Source organism: Sorangiineae bacterium MSr12523, from assembly GCA_037157775.1.
GTDB lineage: Bacteria > Myxococcota_A > Polyangia > Polyangiales > Polyangiaceae > Pendulispora > Pendulispora brunnea.
On record CP089982.1, the window covers coordinates 4,955,587 to 4,979,168 of the forward strand.

Genomic DNA, 23,582 nt, shown 5'->3' on the forward strand with positions numbered 1-23,582 from the left:
TCCGCCACGGCGATGGGGCCGAACGAGGCGGAAAAAAGGCCCATGACGCGGTCGCCGACGGCGAAGTCGGTCACGCCAGGGCCGATGTCCGTGACGATGCCGGCGCCCTCGCCGCCGAGCAGGCCGACATCGCGGGTCAGCATGCCGAGCGAGTCGACCACGTCGCGGAAGTTGAGCCCCGCGGCATGGATAGCCACGCGCACGTGACCATGGGCGAGCGGTTCGAGAACCTCGGGATGGGGAATCAGGGTCAGGCTCTCGAAGGAGCCCTTGGTCGGAATGTCCAGGCGCCACGCGGGTGCCTCCGGTGGGACGAGCGCATCTCTCTCGTGCGCCGCGACCAAGCGCGGCACGAGGCAGCGCCCCTCGCGCAGCGCGAGTTCGTTCTCCGGTGCATCGAAGGCCACCGATAGCGCGCGCCGCGATGCCTCCGTGCCATCGGTGTCGACAAGGACGATGGTGCGATCGGGGTTCTCGCTTCGCGCGGAGCGGGCGAGCCCCCAAATCGAGGCATGGGCGAGATCGGTGACATCGTGATCGCCGAGCGCGGCGACCGCGCCTTGGGTGAGCAGCAAAAGCTTCGACGGCGCGAGCCGTTCGTCCTCGAGCCATGCCTGGAGCAGGTCGAGGCCCTTGGCGAGGATCTCGTGGACGGCGGAGACCGTGTTTCCCTGGCCGCGGGTCGCGAAAGGCGCGACCACGATGTCCGGGCGCGGGGCGCCGCCGTCGAGGGCGCGCCGGAGTGCAGCCAGATCGGTGTAGCGCTCGGCCGGCGCAAGGTCGCGGTGCGCAACGTCCCCGGGGCCCAGGAGGGCCCAACGCGGCGCGGTGGCCGGTGAAGCCTCGGGCGACTCGGTCCACGCGATGCGCAAGAGGCCATCGGCGGCGGTGGGCTGCAGCTGCTCGCGCGAGACGGGGCGGCTCGTGAGCGCCTCGATCCGTGCGATCGGCTCACCCGTGGCATCCGCGAGGGCGAGCGAAACGGTGTTTTCTTCCGACGTGCCGCCGAAGCGAACCCGCAGGACCGATGCCCCGATGGCCCGCAACGAAACGCCGCTCCACGCAAAGGGCAGCGCCGTCGCCATGCCATCGCGCGCGGTGCCGGCGGCGAGCGCATGCAAGGCCGCGTCGAGGAGGGCGGGATGAAGAACGAAGCGATCGGCCTCTTTGGCGACGGGCTCGGGAAGCTCGACCTGGGCGAAGAGGTCATCGCCGCGCTGCCAGGCGGCACGCAGTCCCTGAAATTCCGTGCCGTAGGTGAGACCTGCGGCGGCGAGTCGCGGGTAGAGGCCCTCGAGATCGACGGGGGTGGCTCCGGGCGGGGGCCAGGCCTTCAGATCGAAGTCGAACGCGCCCTGCGTTCCGCCCCCGAGCGTGCCGCGGGCGTGGCGAATCCAGGCGCCGTCCGTGCCGTTCGCGCGCGTATGGATCGCGAGCGGCCGGCGGCCTCCCTCGTCGGGTGCCCCCACGAAGAGCTGGAGCACGATGGCCTCGCGGGGTGGAATCGCGAGCGGCGCCTCCAAGGTAAGCTCGTCCACTCGCTCGAGCCCCACGGACTGCGCCGCCACGAGCGCTAGCTCGACGAACGCGGTGCCCGGAAGAAGGACGGTGCCGAACGCGGTATGGCTCGCAAGCCAGGGGTGATCGGCGAGCGACAATCGCGCCGTGAAGAGAAAGCCATCGCTGTCGGCCAGCGCCGTGGCGGCGCCGAGGAGCGGATGGTTCGCCGCGGAGAGCCCGGCGGAGGCCACGTCCGCCTTGGTGCCGGCGGTGTCGAGCCAATAGCGCTCTCGTTGAAAGGCATACGTGGGCAGCGGCACACGGTGCGTGCCGAGCGGTGCGAAGAAGGCGTTCCAATCGATGGCGAGGCCCGCGGCGTGAAGTTCTCCGAGCGAGAGAAGAAGTCGCTCGAGTTGGCCTTCGTCCTGCCAGAGGGAGCCGGTGACGGCGTGGGGAAGATCGCTGGCCTCGAGGGTCTCTTGCAGGGGCAAGAGGAGAACGGGGTGGGGGCTTATCTCGACGAAGAAGCGATGGCCGTCGCCGAGCAGCGATTGCACCGCATCGCCGAAGAGAACCGGGTGACGGATGTTGTCGAACCAATAGGCGGCATCGAGCTCGGAGCCATCGAGCTTGCGCGCGCTCACCGTGGAGTAGATGGGGATCGCGGCGGCCTTGGGGTCGATGGCGGCGAGGTCCGCCAAGAGCTGCTCGCGCAGGGCATCGATTTGGACGCAGTGGGAGGCGACGTCGGCGCGGAGCTTGAGTGTGAAGATGTTCCTGGATTCGAGATCGCGGAGCAAGGCGTCGATGGCGACGGGATCACCGGCGACGGTGGTGGAGCGTGGGCTGTTGACGGCGGCGATGGAAACGGCGAAGGGAGCGAGGAGGGGCTCGAGGTCGGCGCGTGGCATTTCGACGGCGGCCATGGCGCCGAGGCCGACGAAGGGCAGAAGGGCGCGGCTGCGCAGGGCGACGATTCGTGCGGCGTCGTCGAGAGAGAGGGCGCCTGCGACGTAGGCGGCGGCAATTTCGCCTTGGCTATGTCCGACGACGGCGTCGGGCTGGACACCGAGGGATTTCCAGAGGGCGGCGAGGGAAACCATGACGGCGAACAAGGCGGGCTGCACGACGTCGATGCGGTCGAGGGAGGGTGCACCCTCGCGGGCGTGAAGCACATCGAGGAGCGAGCCTTGGAAGAAGGGCGTGAAGGCGCGCGCGCAGGCCTCGATTTCCGCACGGAAGACGGGCGAGGTCTCGAGCAGGGACTTGGCCATGCCTTGCCACTGGGAGCCTTGTCCTGGAAAGACGAAGACGACCTTGCCGTTGCCGATGCTCTGCGCCAACGCGCTCGCGGGTGTCGTTTCGCCTCGGGCGAGGGAGGCGAGATCGTTCAAGAGCGCGGGGCGATCGCTCGCAACGACGGCGGCGCGGTGCTCGAAGTGCGAACGCGTGGTCGCGAGGGAGAATGCGAGATCCGCGAGACTTAGCTCGGGGTGCTTTTGCACATGGTCCCGCAGCTGGGCTGCTTGCGCTCGGAGGGCCGGGTCGCTCTTGCCTGAGAGTACGACGGGCACGGGCACGGGCACGGGCACGGGCACGGGCAGGGGGGTGGGGGCGGGGAGACCCTCTAACACGATGTGCGCATTGGTCCCGCTGATCCCGAACGACGACACACCCGCGCGGCGAGGGCGCCCGTGGCTCGGCCAGGGCACGCTCTCGTTCAAGAGCCGGACGGTGCCCGAGGACCAATCGATGTGCGGCGAAGGCACCTCAGCGTGCAGCGTCTTGGGCAAAATGCCGTGCTGCATGGCCAGCACCATCTTGATGACGCCGCCCACGCCGGCCGCCGCCTGCGTGTGCCCCACGTTGGACTTGAGGCTCCCGAGCCAGAGCGGCTTCTCCGCGGAGTGCGCCCGCCCGTATGCCGCGACGAGCGCGTTGCCCTCGATGGGATCGCCCAGGCTCGTGCCGGTGCCGTGCGCCTCGACGGCATCGATGTCCCGTGGTTCGAGCCGCGCGCTCTCCAGCGCCTGCCGAATGACGCGCTCCTGGGCCGGACCATTGGGCGCGGTCAGGCCTTGGCTCTTGCCGTCCTGGTTGATCGCCGAGCCCCGCACGAGCGCGAGCACGGGATGCCCGTGCCGCTGCGCATCGGAGAGCCGCTCGAGCAGCAGCATGCCGGCGCCTTCGCCCCAGCCGGCGCCGTCCGCCGACGCCGAGAACGACTTGCAGCGCCCGTCCGGGGCCAGGGCGCGCTGGCGGCTCAACTCGATGAACGCGTTCGGCGTCGGCATGACCGTGACGCCGCCGGCAAGCGCCAGCGAGCATTCACCCTGACGAAGCGCCTGCGATGCCAGATGGATGGCAACGAGCGACGAGCTGCACGCCGTGTCCAGCGTGATGGTGGGGCCGTGCAGTCCCAGCGTGTAGGCAATGCGCCCGGAGGCGACGCTCGCATAATTGCCCAAGCCCACGTAGGCCTCGAGGTCCTCGGGCGCGTGCAGCATGCTGTAGCCGTTGAAGATGACGCCCACGAAGACGCCGGTCTGCGAGCCCGCGAGGGTGGTCGGATCCACGCCCGCGCGCTCGAACACCTCCCACGCCGTCTCCAGCAGCAGCCGCTGCTGCGGATCGACGGCCATCGCTTCGCGCGGGCTGATGCCGAAGAACGCGGGATCGAACTGGTCGGCATCGTGGAGAAAGCCGCCTTCGCGCACGTAGCTCTTGCCCGGTGCGTTCGGGTCGGCATCGTAGAGCGCTTCGGCGTTCCATCCGCGGCCCTCGGGAAAGCCCGAGACGGCATCGCGCCCGTCGCGCAAGAGTTCCCAGAGATCCTCGGGGGTGTTCACGCCGCCGGGATACCGGCACGCCATGGCCACGATGGCGATGGGCTCGTGCGACCGCTCCTCGACCTTCCGCAGCCGTTGATGGCTTTGCTGAAGATCGATGGTCAGCTGCTTGACGTACTCTCGAAGCTTGTCCTCGGTCGCGCTCACAGAACGGCCTCCGTCCTCACGTGATCAATCAGTCGGAAGAGCTCTTCGTCGTCGGAGGCCGCATCCAGTTTCGTGGCCAGCCCGCCGTCTTGCGGTGCAGCCGCCTGCGACATCCATTGGGCGAGGAGCATTTGCAGTCGCTGCGTGACGCCATCGCGCACGCTCTCGTCGGAGCCCAACGCGGAGAGGGCGCGCTCCATCTTGTCGAGCTCTTCGAAGATGGCCGGTGGTTTCGACGGCTCGTGCTCGATGAGTTGCTCGAGCAACAAACTCGTCAGCGCCGCGGGTGTAGGGTGATCGAAGAGCAGCGTGGCCGGCAGGCGCAGGCCCGTCAGGGCGGAGAGCCGGTTGCGCAGTTCGACACTCATGAGCGAGTCGAGCCCGCTCTCTTGCAGCGGGCGGTGCGCATCGATCGCATTGGGAAACGAGATGCCCAGGATGGCCGCAATCTCGCCGCGGATGACGCCGAGCAGCGTCTCCTCCCGATCCGCAGGCGGCACGCCGAGCAGGCGCTTGCGGAGCGCGGGCGTGGCCGCCGGTGCATCGACGACGGTGACGACGGGGGGCGGGGCCTTGGGCCGTGCGAGGGCCCGCAGCAGGGGATGCGTCGCATCGCCCGAGCCCGCGTCCAAGTGCGCCGCGATCGGCGCAGCCTCGGTCAGGTGAAGGCCCGCATCGAAGAGCGTCAGGCCTTCGCCGACCGTGAGGGCGTGCACTCCGCCGCGGGCCATCCGGAGATGGTCGGCCTCGGTGAGGTGCGCGGTCATCGAGACGCCGCGGCCATCGTCCACCCACGGCCCCCAGGCCATGGAGACCGCCTGGAGCCCGCCGCGTTTGCGATGGTGCGCGAGCGCGTCGAGGAAGGTGTTCGCCGCGGCGTAGTTCGCCTGTCCAGGGCTTCCCATGACCCCCGCAATCGAGGAAAAGAGGACGAAGGCCGCCAGGTCGAGCGAGCGCGTGAGCTCGTGCAGATTCAGGGCCGCATCGACCTTGGCCCGCAGGACCGTGCGCAATCGCTCTTGGGTGAGCGCGCCAAGCACACCGTCGTCGAGGGTTCCGGCGGTATGAACGACGGCCGTGAGGGGATGCTCGTGCGGGATGCTTGCGAGCAGCGCTTCGAGCGACACGCGATCGGCCGCGTCGCAGGCGGCGACGGTGACGCGTGCCCCGGCGGCGGTGAGTTCGCGCTGCAGGTCCTCGGCGCCCGGTGTGTTCGCTCCTCGGCGCGAGACGAGAATCAGGTGGCTCACGCCGTGCGCACGCACCAAGTGGCGAGCCACGAGGCTTCCGAGCGCCCCCGTGCCTCCGGTGACCAGCACCGTGCCGTTTCGGTCCAGCGGGCGCGCGGCCTCGGGCGCTGCGGGCAGGCGCACGCACCGAGGGACCAGCACGCGGCCTTCGCGCAGGGCAAAGAGCGGCTCCGCCGGGTCGAAGGCGGCGGCCAGCACGCGGCGCGAGGCCTCGGCAGCGTCGACATCGACGAGGAAAACAGGACGATCGGGATGTTCGGCCTGGGCCGAGCGAACGAGGCCCCAGAGCGGCGCGTGGGCGAGATCGATGTCCTCGTCGGGCCGGGTTGCGATGGCGCCTCGGGTGAGGAGGACCAGACGGGAGGCGGCGAAGCGCTCGTCGGCGAACCAGGCTTGGAGCAGCGCGAGAGCACGGCCCGTGGCCTCGTGGGCGGCGGAGAGCACGTCGTCGGTCTGCGCCAGGAAGGGGACCGCGACCACGTCGGGGCGCGGGATATCCCCTCGATCGAGCTCGCGCTGAAGCGCCGCGAGGTCGTCGTAGAGGTCGACCGGCAGCCCGTGCGAATCGGGACCGAGCAGCGCCCACTGCTCGAAGAGCGGAGGCGGCGACGTGGTTTCGCGTGCCGTCCACTCGACCCGCAGGAGGTCCGCGCGACGAGACGCGCTCACGGCGCGGAGCTGCTCGGCGGACACGGGCCGGCTGGCGAGCGATTCGACGCGCCCCAGGGGTTCGCCGGTAGCATCGGCGAGCACCATCGACACGGCATCGGCACCCGCCGCCCGCGCGAAGCGCACCCGCAGGGCCGAGGCCCCGATGGCCCGAAGCGACACGCCGCTCCACGCAAAGGGCAGCGCAACGTCGCGGGTCTCGAGAAGGTGTTCGACCATGAGCCCGTGCAGCGCGGACTCGAGCAACGCGGGATGCAGAGCAAATCCCTGGCCGCCGGATGCGGGGAGGGAGACCTCGGCGAAGAGCTCTTCACCGCGCGTGTAGACAGAGCGCAGGCCTTGGAATGGTTCGGCATAGACGAGACCCGCTTGGCCAAGGCGCTCGTAAAGGCCCTCGAGGGCGAGCGGGGTGGCCCCAGGGGGCGGCCAGTCGCGCAACGAGGCGTCGTCGTCGCGGAGGTCGGGTGCGGGACCGAGCGAGCCGGAGGCGTGCTTGGTCCAGGGAGCCTCGTCGGGTGCATCGGCGGGACGCGCGTAGAGATCGAGCGCGCGGCATCCTTGCAGCAAGGGGCCGACGGAGAGCTGCAGGACGACGGCGTCGCGCGGCGGCAAGGTGAGGGGTGCGTGAAGGGTGAGCTCGTCGACGGAGGCGAGGCCGAGGCGATGGGCGGCGACGAGGGCAAAGTCGACGAGGGCGGTGGCTGGCAAGATGACCGAGCCAAAGACGGCATGCCCGGCGAGCCACGAGTGCTCGGAGAGGGACAAGCGCGCGGTGAAGAGAAAGCCGTCGGAGCCTGCGAGGGGCACGGCGGCGCCGAGCAGCGGATGGTTCGCGGAGGCAAGGCCCGCCGAGGCAACCGGGGCTCGAAGCGAGGGCGCAGCCTCGAGCCAGAAGCGCTGGCGCTGGAAGGGGTAGGTGGGCAGCTCGACGCGACGAGGGCTGAAAGGTTGGAAGAAGGCGTTCCAGTCGAGGTTGCGTCCGGAGGCGTGGAGGGATGTGAGGGAAGCGAGGAAGGCGTCGAGGTCGTTGCGATCTTTGCGCAAGGAGGTGATGGCCAGGCCGTCGGAAACGAGGGGCGAAAGGACGGGGTGGGGTCCGAGCTCGAGGAAGGTGCGGACGTCGTGTTGGTGGAGTGTGTGCAGTCCGTCGGCGAAGCGGACGGCGTGGCGGACGTGCTCGACCCAGTAGCGAGGGGAGATCAGGTCGGTATCGAGACGACCTGTGAGGTTGGAGACGATGGGGATGCGCGGAGGGTGAAAGTCGAGGGACTCGGCGACGCGTCGGAAGTCGTCGAGCATGCTGTCCATGTGATGGGAGTGAAAGGCGTGGCTGACGCGCAGGCGGGAGGTCTTGCGGCCGAGCGCGAGGAAGTGCCGCTCGAGGTCGAGCACGGCGTCTTCGTCACCACTGATGACGATGGAGGCCGGCCCATTGACGGCGGCGATGTCGACGCCGGGTCGCAGCAGGGAGCGGACCTCGTCCTCGGAGGCCTGGATGGCCACCATGGCGCCGCGAAGGGCGATGCCTTGCATGAGGCGAGCGCGCGCGGAGACGAGGGTGCAGGCGTCCTTGAGAGAGAGCACCCCGGCAACGTGCGCGGCGACGAGTTCGCCGATGGAGTGACCGAGGAGAGCATCGGGCTCGAGTCCAAAGGATTGATAGAGGCGGAAGAGAGCGACCTCGAAGGCGAAAAGGGAGGTCTGAGCAAAGAGAGTCTGGTCGAGATCGTGCTTGGAATGGAAAACGGCGTCGCGCAGCGGGAGGTCGATGTGGGAGCAGACGGCATCGAAGGCGTCGCGAAAGACGGGGAAGGCGTCATAAAGGGCGCGCCCCATCTCGGGCCGCTGGCTGCCTTGCCCAGAGAAGAGGACGGCGAGCTTTCCGCCGGGGTTCGGCGCAATGGAGAGCGATTGCAAAGCGCTGAGCAATTCGAGCCGATCGCGGACGACGAAGGCGGAGCGATGCTCGAAGTGGGAACGGGAGGTGGCGAGGGAGAAGGCGACATCGGCGAGCTGCAGCTCGGGATGGTTCTCCAGATGCACGCGTAACCGCGCTGCTTGTGCCTGCAACGCCGGCTCGCTCTTGGCGGAGAGTACGACAGGCACGGGCACGGGCACGGGCACGGGCACGGGCACGGGGGCGGGGGCGGGGCCCTCTTCCAACACGACGTGCGCATTGGTCCCGCTGATCCCGAACGACGAGATCCCGGCCCGTCGAGGCTTTCCATTCCTCGGCCACGGGACGGCCTCATTCAAAAGCCGCACACTCCCCGAGGCCCAATCGACATGCGGCGAGGGGGTCTCGGCGTGCAGCGTCTTGGGCAAGAGCCCATGCTGCAAGGAGAGCACCATCTTGATCACACCCCCGACCCCGGCGGCGGCCTGCGTATGCCCGATGTTGGACTTCAGGCTCCCCAGCCAGACCGGTTCTCCGTCGGCACGATCCTGCCCATACGTGGCGAGAAGCGCCTGGGCCTCGATGGGATCGCCCAGCGCCGTCCCCGTGCCATGCGCCTCGATGGCGTCGACATCGCGCGGGGCAAGCCGCGCATGTTCGAGTGCCTGGCGAATGACACGCTCTTGCGCAGGACCATTTGGCGCCGTGAGGCCTTGGCTCTTGCCGTCTTGATTGACGGCCGACCCGCGCACGAGCGCGAGCACCGGGTGGCCGTGCCGCGTGGCATCGGACAGGCGCTCGAGCAGGAGCATGCCCGCGCCCTCGCCCCAGCCCGCGCCATCGGCCTGGGCCGAGAACGACTTGCATCGGCCGTCCGGCGCCATACCTCGCTGGCGGCTGAACGCGATGAAGACACCCGGTGTGGCCATGACGGTGACGCCGCCCGCGAGCGCGAGGGAGCATTCGCCCTGACGCAGTGCCTGGCAGGCGAGATGAATGGCCACCAGCGACGAACTGCACGACGTATCCACCGTGACCGTGGGCCCGTGCACGCCGAGCGTGTACGCGATGCGCCCGGAGGCCACGCTGGCGGAGCTGCCCATGCCCACATAACCCTCGAGCTCCTCGGGCGCCGGCCGGGCATCGTACGCATTGTACATGACGCCGACGAAGACCCCGGTCTGCGAGCCGGCGAGCGACGCCGGATCGATGCCTGCGCGCTCGAGCGCCTCCCATGACGTCTCGAGCAACAGCCGCTGCTGTGGATCGATGGCCAGTGCCTCGCGCGGGCTGATGCCGAAGAAGCCCGGATCGAACAGGTCCGCGTCGTACACGAACCCGCCCTCCCGCGCGTAGCTCTTGCCCGCAGCATGGGGATCCGGATCGTAAAGCGAGCCCAGGTCCCACCCGCGGTTGTCGGGAAGGCCGGCGATCGCATCGCGTCCGTCGACCAAAAGCTGCCAGAGATCGTCCGGCGTGCGCACGCCGCCGGGGTAACGGCAGCCCATGCCGATGATGGCAATCGGATCGTCGCCTTTGCCGTTCGCCGTCCGGCGCACCCGGATGGGCGAACGCTGGCCACCGAGCAGTCTCTCGATGAGAAAGCGCGCGAGTGCAGCCGGGGTTGGATGATCGAACAACAGGGTGACCGGCAGCTTCGAACCGGTCATGGCCGAAAGACGATTTCGCAACTCGACGGCGGTGAGCGAATCGAGCCCCAGCTCGCGCAATGGACGGTGCGGGGACAGCGAGCTGGCATCGGCGATGCCCAAAACAGCCGCGATCTCGGGGCGCACCAGCTCGACGAGGGCGCGCTCGCGGGCCTCGGGCGGCATGGCGAGAAGCCGCTCTTCGAGCGACGTACCTTGGACCTCATTGCGGGCCAGCCGTCGCGACGCCCGGACCCGCACGATGCCCCGCAACAAGGGATGAACGTCGCCCGCCGGCTTCGCGAGCTTCCCCGTGTCCAGGCTCGCCGCGACCACCGCGGCATCACTCCCCGCGAGGGCGGCGTCGAAGAGGGCGAGCCCTTCCTGGATGGCCAGCGGTAGGAGACCACCGCGCTCGATGCGCCGCAAGTCGGCCTCGGTGAGGTGGGCGGTCATGGTGCTCTTGCCGGCCCAGAACCCCCAATCGATGGAGAGCGCCGCGAGGCCCCGCGCCCGGCGGTGGTGCGCGAGGGCATCGAGGAAGACGTTGGCCGCCGCATAATTGGCCTGCCCCGGCCCTCCGAGCACGCCGGCCAGCGAGGAGAAGAGCACGAAGGCCGCGAGGTTGCGCGACTGCGTGAGCTCGTGCAGATGCATCGCCGCATCCGCCTTCGCCCGCAGAACGGGGCGCAGCCGTTCCGGCGTCAACGAGCCGAGCACACCATCGTCGAGCGCACCGGCCGCATGAACGATGGCCGTGAGGGGCTGCTCGGCAGGTATGGAAGAGAGCAGCGTCTCGAGCGCTGCGCGATCCCCGGCATCGCAGGCGGCCACCGTGACGTGGGCACCGGCCTTGGTGAGCTCCCGGGCGAGTTCTTCTGCACCTTGGGCGCATCGTCCTTGGCGCGACGTGAGAAGAAGGTGCCGCACGCCGTGGGCCTTCACCAGGTGGCGCGCGAACAGCGCCCCGAGGGTGCCGGTGCCGCCCGTGATGAGAACCGTGCCCTCGGAGAGCGAGACGGGGCTCGGTTCGGAGGCGGCGCGTGCCAGCCTCGGGATGATGGCGCCGCCGTTGCGCAGCGCGAGTTGCGGCTCGCGCGCAGCGAGAATCGCGGGAAGGGCGCGGCGGGAGTCCTCGGAGTCGTCCGTATCGAGAAGGACGATGGCCGCGTCGGGATTTTCCGCCTGGGCGGAGCGCACCAGTCCCCAGATGGGGGCGTGGACCAGATCGGGAACGTCCTCGCGCGCATGGGTGGCGACGGCGCCGCGGGTGAGAAGCACGAGGCGTGTCGATGCCCAGCGCTCGTCGGCGAGCCACGCTTGAAGCAGCGCGAGTGCGCGCGCCGTCGCCTCGTGAGCCTCGGAGACGAGGTCGCCCCGCGCGCTCGCCACGAAGGGCACCACCACGGCATCGGGCACGGGTTCGCCGCGGTCGAGCGCGTTCGCGAGCGCGGCGAGGCTCTCGTAGCGCTCGCCCGGCCCGAGGCGCACCCAATGCTCGGGGGTCGGTGCGTCGACCTGCAACGGCGCCCACTCCACGCGCAACAGCCCATCGCGCACCGAGGAGCGCGCACCGGCGATTTGCTCCGACGAGACGGGCCGGCTGGTGAGCGTCTCGACGGAGGCCACCGCCTGGCCCGCAGCATCGACGGCCTCGATGGCGAAGCCGCCCTCCTCGGACCGAGCGAACCGCACCCGCACGACCGACGCCCCGCGGGCATGGAGCGACACACCGCCCCACGAGAAGGGCAGCACGACGTCGGCCGCCCCGTGAATGCTCTCCACCGCGAGCGCATGCAACGCCGCATCGAGGAGCGCAGGGTGCACGCCATACCGGGCGCCATCCTTGGCCGGAAGGTGCACCTCGGCGAACAGCTCGTCACCATGCTTGTAAACCGCACGCAGTCCCTGGAAGACCTCACCGTAGGTCAGGCCCGCCTGCTCGAGCCGCTCGTAGAAGCCCTGGAGCGGAACCTCGGTGGCGCCCTCCGGTGGCCAAACGCGCGCATCGAAGCCGGGCGAAGCCACCGCCGCGGGGGCGAGCACGCCGCTGGCATGCCGGGTCCACGAAGCATCGCGCTCCGCCCGCGCATGGACGGACAGCGGCCGTCGGCCGGCGCCATCCGGTGCACCGACGGCGAGCTGCAGCAAGGTAGCCCCTCGTGCCGGCAGAACGAGCGGGGCCTCCAGGGTGAGCTCCTCGATCTGCTCGAGACCTGCATGATGGGCCGCCACGAGGCCCAGTTCCACGAAGGCGGTGCCAGGCAAGATCACACGGCCGAAGACCGCATGGCTTGCGAGCCAAGGCTGCTCGACGAGCGACAATCGTGCCGTGAAGAGAAAGCCATCGCTATCCGCGAGTGCGGAGACCGCGCCGAGAAGCGGGTGGTCGGCGGAGGAGAGTCCTGCGGAGGCCACGTCGGCCTTGGTGCCCGATGCCTCGAGCCAATAGCGCTCTCGCTGGAAGGCGTACGTGGGCAGCGGGACACGGTGGGCGCCGAGCGGTGCGAAGAAGGCGTTCCAATCAATCGAGAGCCCGCGGGTATGGAGCTCTCCGAGCGAGAGAAGAAGTCGCTCGAGTTGGCCTTCGTCCTGCCAGAGGGAGCCGGTGACGGCGTGGGGAAGATCGCTCGCTTCGAGGGTCTCTTGCAGGGGCAAGAGGAGAACGGGGTGGGGGCTTATCTCGACGAAGAAGCGATGGCCGTCGCCGAGCAGCGATTGCACCGCATCGCCGAAGAGCACCGGGTGACGGATGTTGTCGAACCAATAGGCGGCATCGAGCTCGGCGCCATCGAGTTTGCGCGCCGTCACCGTGGAGTAGATGGGGATCGCGGCGGCCTTGGGGTCGATGGCGGCGAGGTCCGCCAGGAGTTGCTCGCGCAGGGCATCGATCTGGACGCAGTGGGAGGCGACGTCGGCGCGGAGCTTGAGTGCGAAGATGTTCCTGGATTCGAGATCGCGGAGCAAGGCGTCGATGGCAAGGGGATCGCCGGCGACGGTGGTGGAGCGTGGGCTGTTGACGGCGGCGATGGAAACGGCGAAGGGAGCGAGGAGGGGCTCGAGGTCGGCGCGTGGCATTTCGACGGCGGCCATGGCGCCGAGGCCGACGAAGGGCAGAAGGGCGCGGCTGCGCAGGGCGACGATTCGTGCGGCGTCGTCGAGAGAGAGGGCGCCTGCGACGTAGGCGGCGGCAATTTCGCCTTGGCTATGTCCGACGACGGCGTCGGGCTGGACACCGAGGGATTTCCAGAGGGCGGCGAGGGAAACCATGACGGCGAACAAGGCGGGCTGCACGACGTCGATGCGGTCGAGGGAGGGTGCACCCTCGCGGGCGTGAAGCACATCGAGGAGCGAGCCTTGGAAGAAGGGCGTGAAGGCGCGCGCGCAGGCCTCGATTTCCGCACGGAAGACGGGCGAGGTCTCGAGCAGGGACTTGGCCATGCCTTGCCACTGCGAGCCTTGTCCTGGAAAGACGAAGACGACCTTGCCGCTGCCGATGCTCTGCGCCAACGCGCTCGCGGGTGTCGTTTCGCCTCGGGCGAGGGAGGCGAGATCGTTCAAGAGCGCGTCTCGATGCGCGGCGACGACGGCGGCGCGGTGCTCGAAGTGCGAACGCGTGGTCGCGAGGGAGAATGCGAGATCGGCGAGGCTTAGCTCGGGATGGTTTTGCACATGGTCCCGCAGCTGGGCTGCTTGCGCTCGAAGGGCCGGGTCGCTCTTGCCTGACAGAAAGACGGGCACGGGCACGGGCACGGGCACGGGCACGGGAGGGGGCGTGGGGAGACCCTCTAATACGATGTGCGCATTGGTCCCGCTGATCCCGAACGACGACACACCCGCGCGGCGAGGGCGCCCGTGGCTCGGCCAGGGCACGCTCTCGTTCAAGAGCCGGACGGAGCCCGAGGACCAATCGATGTGCGGCGAAGGCACCTCGGCGTGCAGCGTCTTGGGCAAAACGCCGTGCTGCATGGCCAGCACCATCTTGATGACGCCGCCCACGCCGGCCGCCGCCTGCGTGTGCCCCACGTTGGACTTGAGGCTCCCGAGCCAGAGCGGCTCGTCGGCGGAATGGGCGCGCCCGTACGTGGCCAGAAGCGCGTGGGCCTCGATGGGATCCCCCAGCGACGTACCCGTTCCGTGTGCCTCCACGGCATCGACGTCCTTCGGCGTCAGGCGCGCGCTCTCCAGCGCTTGCCGGATGACGCGCTCCTGGGCCGGGCCATTGGGCGCGGTCAGGCCTTGGCTCCTGCCGTCCTGGTTGATCGCCGAACCCCGCACGAGTGCGAGCACGGGATGCCCATGCCGCTGCGCATCGGAGAGTCGTTCGAGCAGCAGCATACCGGCGCCTTCGCCCCAGCCGGCGCCATCGGCCGCCGCCGAGAACGACTTGCAGCGGCCGTCGGGGGCGAGGCCACGCTGGCGACTCAGGGCCACGAATGCGGCGGGTGTGGCCATCACCGTCACGCCGCCCGCCAGCGCGAGGGAGCACTCACCCTTGCGCAGCGCGTGGCAGGCCAGGTGGATCGTCACCAGCGAGGAACTGCACGCGGTATCCACGGTGAGGGTCGGACCGTGCAGCCCGAAGGTGTACGCGATACGCCCCGAGGCCACGCTCGCCGAGCTGCCCATCCCCACGTACCCCTCGAGCTCCGCGGGCGCGTCCAGCAGGCTGTAGTCGTTGTACATGATGCCGACGAACACGCCGGTCTGCGAGCCCGCGAGCGTGTCCGGTGCGATGCCGGCTCGTTCGAAGGCCTCCCACGACGTCTCCAGCAGGAGCCGCTGCTGTGGATCGATGGCGAGCGCCTCGCGCGGGCTGATGCCGAAAAACCCGGGATCGAAACCGTCGGCATCGTAGAGAAAGCCACCCTCGCGCGCGTAGCTTTTGCCCGCGGCCTCGGGATCGGAATCGTAGAGCGCCTCCGCATTCCACCCGCGACCCTCGGGAAAGCCCGCGACGGCGTCGCGCCCTTCGCACAGCAGGTTCCAGAGATCTTCCGGGGTGCGCACGCCGCCGGGGTAGCGGCAGCCCATGCCCACGATGGCGATGGGCTCGTGGTTCTTCTCCTCCACATCGTGAAGCCGCTCGTTGGCCTCGTGGAGATCGAACAGTGCGCGTTTCAGATAGTCCCGAAGCTTCTCGTCATGCGTCATTGGTCAGACTCCCGACCTTTCGAACTTGCTGGTAAAAATCGAACAACTCGTCGTCGGTCGCGGACTCGAGCTGCCGAGCCACGTCCGGGCCTCCACGTGGAGTCCGAGCCGCCCCCAACTTCGACAGAATGGCTTGCAGCCGCAGCGCGAGGCCCTCGCGCCCCGCATCGTCCGCGTCCATGGTGGTGACGAGCGCTTCGAGCTTGTCGAGTTCCGCGAACGCGGTGGCCTGCGGTGGCGCATCGTCTCCAAACATCGCGGCGTACAACCAGCGCACGAGCTCGAGGGGCGACGGATGGTCGAAGAGAAGCGTGGCGTGGAGTCGCAATCCCGTTGCAGCCGCAAGCCGGTTGCGCAGCTCGAGGGCCATGAGGGAATCGAGTCCGAGCTCCTGCAACGGGCGATGCGGTTCGATGCTGGTGGGCAAGGCGATGCTCAGGGCGAGGGCTGCTTCGGCGAGCACACGTTCGAGCAGCACGCGCTCCCGCTCCTCACGAGAGAGCGGCCGCAAGCGCTGTTCGAGCGATGCCGCCGGCGCCGTCACGACACGCGGGATCGCTTTGGCTCGCGCGAGGCCGCGGAGCATCGGGTGCCCATCGAACCGCGTGGCATCGAAGCTTGCCGCGACGACGGCGGCCTCGATGTGGGCCAGCGCTGTGTCGAAAAGCGCGAGCCCTTTCTCCGGCGTGAGAGGTCGCAACCCGCCGCGCGCCATGCGCTGTTGGTCGGCCTCGGTCAGGGACGCGCTCATGCCCTCGCCGGCCCAGAGGCCCCAGTCAAGGGAGATCGCCGGGAGGCCTTGGCTCCTGCGGTGTTGCGCGAGCGCGTCGAGGAACACGTTGGCGGCGGCGTAGTTCGCCTGGCCCGGGCCACCGAGCGTACCGGCGAGCGACGCGAAGAGAACGAACGCGGAGAGATCGAGCGCGCGGGTGAGCTCGTGCAGATGGACGGCGGCATCGAGCTTGGCCTGGAGCACCGCCCGCAACCGCTCGGGCGTAAGCGAGGCGAGCACACCGTCGTCGAGGGTTCCGGCGGTATGAACGACCGCGGTGAGGGGATGCTCGTGCGGGATGGTCCCGAGCAGGGCCTCGAGCGACGCGCGATCGGCCGCATCGCATGCGGCGACGGTGACGCGTGCGCCGGCTGTGTCGAGTTCGCGCTGCAGATCCTCGGCGCCGGGCGCAGCGAGCCCGCGTCGGGAGATGAGAAGCAGGTGCCTCACGCCATGGGCGCGCACCAAGTGCCGGGCGACGAGGCTGCCGAGCGCACCGGTGCCACCCGTGACGAGGATCGTGCCATGCTCGGCGAACGCGCGGGGTGCGGAGTGGGTGGCGGCGATCCGCGCGAGCCTCGGTGCGAGGGCCTTCCCGTTGCGCAGCGCGATCTGGGGCTCCGCCGCATCGAGCGCGGTGGGAAGCGCGCGCCGCGAGGCTTCCGTGCCATCGATGTCGACGAGAAAGATCCCATGGTTTGGGTTTTCGGCCTGGGCCGAGCGAACGAGGCCCCAGAGCGGCGCGTGGACGAGATCGACGTCCTCGTCCGGGCGCGCGGCCACGGCGCCTCGGGTGACGATGACGAGCCGGCAGGAGGCCCACCGTGGATGGGCGAGCCAGGCCTGGAGCAGCGCAAGTGCGCGCGACGTGGCCTCGTGCGCGGCGGCGATGAGGTCCTCGCTCGGATCCAGGAACGGAATCACGACGACCTCCGTTCCATCCGGGACGGCATCGAGGTGCGCGCAATGGGTGAACGGCAAGCCGCACGAGTCTCGTCCGACGAGCGCCCAGAGGCTGCCGGCCGAGGGCGCAGCCGGCGCGGGCGCGGTCCACTCGACGCGCAGAAGTGCATCGCGTGGCGCCGGCACCGCACCGCGAAGTTGTTCCGCCGAAACGGGCCGGCTGGCGAGTCCCTGGACGTACCCCACGGCCGCACCGCTGGAATCGGCCAAGGTCAGCGCAACGCTGTTTCTCGAAGGATCACGTTGGTAGCGGACGCGCAAACTCGATGCGCCGACCGCCAAAAGCGACACCCCGCTCCACGCAAAGGGCAGCACGGTGGCATCTTCGTCGTCACGGACGCCCGCGATGGCCTGCAGCGCGGCATCGAGCAACGCGGGATGAAGAGCAAAGCCATGACCGTCGGACGCGGGGAGGGCGACCTCCGCGAAGAGCTCTTCACCGCGCGTGTAGACGGCGCGCAGGCCTTGGAACAAGTCCGTGTACGCGAGGCCTGCATCGGCAAGGCGCTCGTAAAAGCCTTCGAGCGAGAGCGAGGCGGCACCGGGGGGTGGCCAGTCGCGCAACGAGGCGTCGTCGTCGCGGAGGTCGGGTGCGGGGCCGAGCGAGCCGGAGGCATGCTTGGTCCAGGGAGCCTCGTCGGGGGCGTCGGCGGAACGCGCATAGAGATCGAGTGCGCGGTGTCCTTGCTGCAAGGGACCGACGGAGAGCTGCAAGACGACGGCGTCGCCGGGCGGCAAGGTGATGGGAGCGTGAAGGGTGAGCTCGTCGACGGAGGCGAGGCCGAGGCGATGGGCGGCGACGAGGGCAAAGTCGACGAAGGCGGTGGCGGGCAAAATGACGGAGCCAAAGACGGCGTGCCCTGCGAGCCATGGGTGCTCGGAGAGGGACAAGCGCGCGGTGAAGAGAAAGCCGTCGGAGCCTGCGAGGGGCACGGCGGCGCCGAGCAGCGGATGATTCGCGGAGGCGAGGCCCGCCGAGGCAACGTGCGCGCGGGCGGGCTTGGGGGCGTCGAGCCAAAAGCGCTGGCGCTGGAAGGGGTAGGTGGGCAGCTCGACGCGACGAGGGCTGAAAGGTTGGAAGAAGGCGTTCCAGTCGAGGTTGCGCCCGGAGGCGTGGAGGGATGCGAGGGAAGCGAGGAAGGCGTCGAGATCGTTGCGATCTTTGCGCAAGGAGGTGATGGCCAGGCCGTCGGAAACGAGGGGCGAAAGGACGGCGTGGGGTCCGAGCTCGAGGAAGGTGCGGACGTCGTGTTGGTGGAGTGTTTGGAGGCCGTCGGCGAAGCGGACGGCGTGGCGGACGTGCTCGACCCAGTAGCGAGGGGAGATCAGGTCGGTATCGAGACGGCCGGTGAGGTTGGAGACGATGGGGATGCGCGGAGGGTGAAAGTCGAGGGACTCGGCGACGCGTCGGAAGTCGTCGAGGATTCCGTCGAGGTGGTGGGAGTGAAAGGCGTGGCTGACGCGCAGGCGCGAGGTCTTGCGCCCGAGCGCGACGAAGTGCCGCTCGAGGTCGAGCACGGGATCTTCGTCACCACTGATGACGATGGAGGCCGGCCCATTGACGGCGGCGATGTTGACGCCGGGTCGGAGCAGGGAGCGGACCTCGTCCTCGGAGGCCTGGATGGCGACCATGGCGCCGCGAAGGTCGATGCCTTGCATGAGGCGAGCGCGCGCGGAGACGAGGGTGCAGGCGTCCTTGAGAGAGAGCACCCCGGCAACGTGCGCGGCGACGAGCTCGCCGATGGAGTGACCGAGGAGAGCATCGGGCTCGAGTCCAAAGGATTGATAGAGGCGGAAGAGAGCGACCTCGAAGGCGAAAAGGGAGGTCTGAGCAAAGAGGGTTTGGTCGAGATCGTGCGCGGAAAGGAAAACGGCATCGCGCAGCGGGAGGTCGATGTGGGAGCAGACGGCATCGAAGGCGTCGCGAAAGATGGGGAAGGCGTCATAAAGGGCGCGCCCCATCTCGGGCCGCTGGCTGCCTTGCCCGGAGAAGAGGACGGCGAGCTTTCCGCCGGGATTGGGCGCAACGGAGAGCGATTGCAAAGTGCCGAGCAACTCGAGCCGATCGCGCACGACGAAGGCGGAGCGATGCTCGAAGTGGGGGCGGGAGGTGGCGAGGGAGAAGGCGACATCGGCGAGCTGCAGCTCGGGATGGTTCTCCAGATGCACACGTAACCGCGCTGCCTGTGCCTGCAACGCCGGCTCGCTCTTGGCGGAGAGTACGACGGGCACGGGCACGGGCACGGGCACGGGCATGGGGGCGGGGGCGGGGGTGGGGCCCTCTTCCAACACGAGATGGGCATTGGTCCCACTTGCCCCGAAGGACGAAATCCCGGCCCGCCGAGGCTCTCCACTCCTCGCCCACGGAACGGCCTCATTCAAAAGCCGCACACTCCCGGAAGCCCAATCGATATGCGGCGACGGCGTCTCGGCGTGCAGCGTCTTGGGCAAGAGCCCATGTTGCAGGGCGAGCACCATCTTGATGACCCCCCCGACCCCAGCGGCCGCCTGCGTATGCCCGATGTTGGACTTCAGGCTCCCCAGCCAGAGCGGCCTATCCTCACGGCGGCCCTGCCCATAGGTGGCAAGGAGCGCGTGCGCTTCGATGGGATCGCCCAATGTCGTGCCGGTGCCGTGCGCCTCGACGGCGTCGACGTCGCGCGGAGCGAGCCGCGCATTCTCGAGCGCCTGGCGAATGACGCGCTCTTGGGCAGGACCATTCGGCGCCGTGAGGCCTTGGCTCTTGCCGTCTTGGTTGACGGCGGACCCGCGCACGAGCGCGAGCACGGGGTGCCCGTGGCGCGTGGCATCGGAGAGGCGCTCGAGCAGGAGCATGCCCGCGCCCTCGCCCCACCCTGCGCCATCGGCCTGGGCCGAGAACGACTTGCATCGGCCGTCGGGGGCGAGGCCTCGCTGCCGGCTGAACACGATGAACGCGCCCGGCGTGGCCATGACGGTGACGCCGCCCGCGAGCGCGAGGGAGCATTCGCCCTGACGCAGTGCCTGGCAGGCGAGGTGAATGGCCACCAGCGACGAACTGCACGCCGTGTCCACGGTGATGGTCGGTCCATGGAAGCCGAACGTGTACGCGATGCGCCCGGAGGCCACGCCGCCGGAGCTGCCCGTGCCCACGTAGCCTTCGAGTTCGCCCGGTGCGTGCAGCAGGCTGTAGTCGTTGTACATGACGCCAACGAAGACCCCCGTCTGCGAGCCAGCGAGCGACGCCGGATCGATGCCGGCACGCTCGAGCGCCTCCCACGACGTCTCGAGCAAGAGCCGCTGCTGCGGATCGATGGCCAGGGCCTCGCGCGGGCTGATGCCGAAGAAGCCCGGATCGAACAGGTCGGCGTCATAGAGGAACCCACCCTCGCGCGCGTAGCTCTTGCCGGGCGATTCGGGATCCGGATCGTAGAGGGCCTCGACCTCCCAGCCTCGGTTCTCGGGCAGGTGCGCGATGACATCGCGGCCGTCGCACAAGAGCTTCCACAGCTCCTCCGGCGTCCGCGCACCACCGGGGAAGCGGCACGCCATGGAGACGATGGCGATGGGCTCGTCCGCGACGGGCGATACCTTGGCCGCCCGCGGTGCCGGCACCGGCGGCTCGTGACCCACGACCTGCGCCGTCAGGAAGCGCGCCAGTGCGGCAGGTGTCGGGTGGTCGAACGAAAGCGTCACCCGCAGTCGCAGGCCCGTGACGGCGGAGAGCCTGTTTCGAAGCTCCACGGCCATGAGCGAGTCGAGTCCCAGCTCTTGCAGCGGCCGTTGGGGATCCAGTGCCCGGGGCGACGAAATGCCCAGCACCGCCGCAATCTCGGGCCGCACGAGATCGAGCAACGTCGCTTCGCGCGCCTCGGGCGCGAGTGCAAGAAGGCGCTGCTGCAGGGAGGAAGCCTCGGCCGTGTTCGTGGCGAGCCGTCGCGCAGCCCGAACGCGAACCAGCCCACGGAGCAATGGATGGACGGCCGCGGCATCCGCGGTGTGCCGCGCAGCCCGTGCGGCATCGAAGCCCGCGGCGACCAAGGCGGCATCGGCCCCGGCGAGGGCGGCATCGAAAAGGGCGAGCCCCTCGTGTGCGGCCAGCGGCTCCAGACCGCCGCGCGCCATGCGCCGCCGATCGGCCTCCGTGAGGTGCGCGGTCATGGCGCTCGTGTCGGCCCAGAAGCCCCAATCGAGCGAGAGTGCCGCGAGCCCTCGCGCCCGTCGGTGGTGGGCGAGCGCGTCGAGGAAGACGTTCGCCGCGGCATAGTTGCCTTGCCCCGGCCCGCCGATCACCCCGGCCAGCGAGGAAAAGAGAACGAACGCTCGGAGGTTGCACGACTGCGTGAGCTCGTGCAGGTGCATCGCTGCATCGAGCTTGGTACGAAGGACGCGGTGCAACCGTTCCGGCGTGAGGGCCGTGAGCACGCCATCGTCGAGCGTGCCCGCCGTGTGAACGACACCGGTGAGCGGGTGCTCGGCGGGGACGGACGCCAGGAGCCTTTCGAGGGCCGCGCGATCGCCGACGTCGCAGGCGGCGACCGTGACTCGGGCGCCGGCCTCGGTGAGTTCGCGCGCGAGTTCTTCTGCGCCTTGGGCGCGTGGCCCTTGGCGCGACGTGAGAAGAAGGTGCCGCACGCCGTGGGCCTTCACCAGGTGGCGCGCGAACAGCGATCCGAGTGTGCCGGTGCCACCCGTGACGAGGACCGTGCCCTCGGAGAGCGAAACGGCGGCCCCTTCGGAAGAAGTCGCCACGCGCGCGAGCCTCGGCACGACGGCGCTGCCTTGGCGAAGGGCCAGCTGCGGCTCTTTGGTGGAGAGAAGCGCCGGAAGCGCGCGGCGGGAGGCGTCGGAATCATCGGTGTCCAGAAGGACGATGGCGGCATCGGGATTCTCGGCCTGGGCGGAGCGGACGAGTCCCCAGATGGGGGCGTGGACGAGATCGGGAACGTCCTCGCGCGGATCGGTGGCGATGGCCCCGTGCGTGAGGAGCACGAGGCGCGCGGAGGCAAAGCGCTCGTCGGCGAGCCAAGTCTGAAGCAATGCGAGCGCGCGGGCGCTGGCCTCGTGGGCATCGGAAATGACGTCCGCCCGTGGACTCGCCACGAAGGGGACGACGACGGTATCGGGCAAACGATCGCCTCGGCCGAGGGAATCCGCCAGCGCGGCGAGGCTCTCGTAGCGTTCACCCGGTCCGAGCCGCACCCAGTGATCGGGCACGGGCGCCGTAGCCTGCAAGGGCACCCAATCGACCCGCAACAGGCCATCGTGCCGGTGAAAGCGCTCCGGCGAGACGGGGCGGGTGGCGAACGCCTCGATGCGGGCCACGGGCTCTCCGGCTACATCGGCCACGTCGATCGATGCCGAGTCCGCGCCGTTTCGAGCGATACGCACGCGCAAGGTCGATGCGCCCACGGCATGGAGCGACACACCACCCCACGAGAAGGGAAGCCCCACATCGCTCTCCTCCCGCAGATCGACGGCGAGGACGTGCAGCGCCGCGTCGAGCAGTCCGGGATGGATCCCGAAGCTTCCCGATGCAGGGCTCGCACGCCGTTCGCCTTCACGGCCCGCCGTCTCGGGCAGCCGCACCTCCGCGAACAGTTCGTCGCCGCGGCGGTAGGCATGGCGCAGTCGGAAGTCCGCGTCGTAGGTGAGGCCCGCCTGGGCGAGGCGCTCGTAGAAGCCATCGAGCGGCAGTTCCGTCGCTCCTTCGGGAGGCCAAACGTGTGCGTCGAAGCCGGTCGAACCCACGGCCGCGGGCGCGAGGGTGCCGCTGGCGTGTCGGTTCCAGGTGGCCTCACCTTCGGGGCGCGCATGCACCGTGATCGATCGCCGCCCCGCCTCATCGGGCGCGCCGAGCGCCAGTTGCAGCGAGGTCGTTCCGCGGGGCGGAAGCACGAGGGGCGCCTCCAATGTGAGCTCCTCGATCTGCTCGAGGCCCGCGTGATGCCCCGCGGCGAGGGCCAGCTCCAGGAAGGCCGTGCCGGGCACGATGACGCTGCCGAAGACCGTGTGACCCGCGACCCATGGATGGTCTGCCGAGGACAACCGCGCCGTGAAGAGATAGCCATCGCTGTCCGCGAGCGCGGAGACCGCGCCGAGTAGCGGGTGGTCCGCGGAGGAGAGCCCGGCGGAGGCCATATCGGCCTTCGTTCCCGACGTCTCGAGCCAATAGCGCTCCCGCTGAAAGGCGTACGTGGGCAGTCGCACCCGGCGGCCGCCGAACGGCGCGAAGAAGGCGTTCCAATCGACCGAGAGCCCGCGCGTGTGGAGCTCGCCGAGCGAGAGAAGAATGCGCTCGAACTGCCCTTCGTCCTGCCAGAGCGAGCCGGCGACCGCGTGAGGGACGCCGCTCGCTTCGAGCGTATCTTGCAGGGGCAAAAGAAGAACCGGGTGCGGGCTGACTTCGACGAAGAAACGATGCCCATCGCCGAGGAGCAACTGCACGGCGTCGCCGAAGAGCACCGGGTGGCGGATGTTGTCGAACCAGTAGGCGGCATCGAGCTCGGGGCCATCGAGCTTGCCCGCCGTGACCGTGGAGTAGAAAGGGACCGCGGCGCCCTTTGGCTCGAGGCCGGCGAGATCGGCGAGGAGTTGCCCGCGCAACGAATCGATGGGGGCGCAATGGGAGGCGACGTCGGCGCGGAGCTTGAGGGCGAAGATGTGCCTGGACTCGAGCTCGCGCAGCAAGGCCTCGATGGCGTCGGGCTGTCCGGCGACGGTGGTTGCGTGATCGCTGTTGACGGCGGCGAT

The 23,582-nt window shown here is 69.4% G+C and carries 3 protein-coding genes (2 of these 3 only partly in view); all 3 read right to left on the reverse strand.

Translation table 11 applies throughout. From position 1 onward, the window contains the following. Tightly spaced (each overlapping or abutting the next), the 3 genes in view from LZC95_19185 to LZC95_19195 form a layout consistent with a single transcriptional unit that may run on beyond the window. Positions 1–4,496, reverse strand: the 5' end (the start) of a protein-coding gene (locus LZC95_19185; protein ID WXA98933.1) for an SDR family NAD(P)-dependent oxidoreductase. 8,146 nt of this gene lie to the left of the window's left edge; only the first 4,496 of its 12,642 coding nucleotides appear in the window; its start codon is at positions 4,494–4,496; its stop codon lies beyond the left edge, outside the window. Beyond that, positions 4,493–15,115, reverse strand: coding sequence for a type I polyketide synthase (locus LZC95_19190; GenBank protein ID WXA98934.1), 10,623 nt, complete (start codon positions 15,113–15,115; stop codon positions 4,493–4,495). The genes LZC95_19185 and LZC95_19190 overlap by 4 nt, the downstream gene beginning before the upstream one ends. After that, on the reverse strand, positions 15,105–23,582 hold the 3' portion of the coding sequence (locus tag LZC95_19195; protein ID WXA98935.1) for an SDR family NAD(P)-dependent oxidoreductase. It continues 11,646 nt past the right edge of the window; the window shows 8,478 of its 20,124 coding nt (coding positions 11,647–20,124); the start codon falls outside the window, past its right edge — the gene reads right to left on this strand; it ends in the stop codon at positions 15,105–15,107. Before LZC95_19195 ends, LZC95_19190 begins: the two co-directional genes overlap by 11 nt.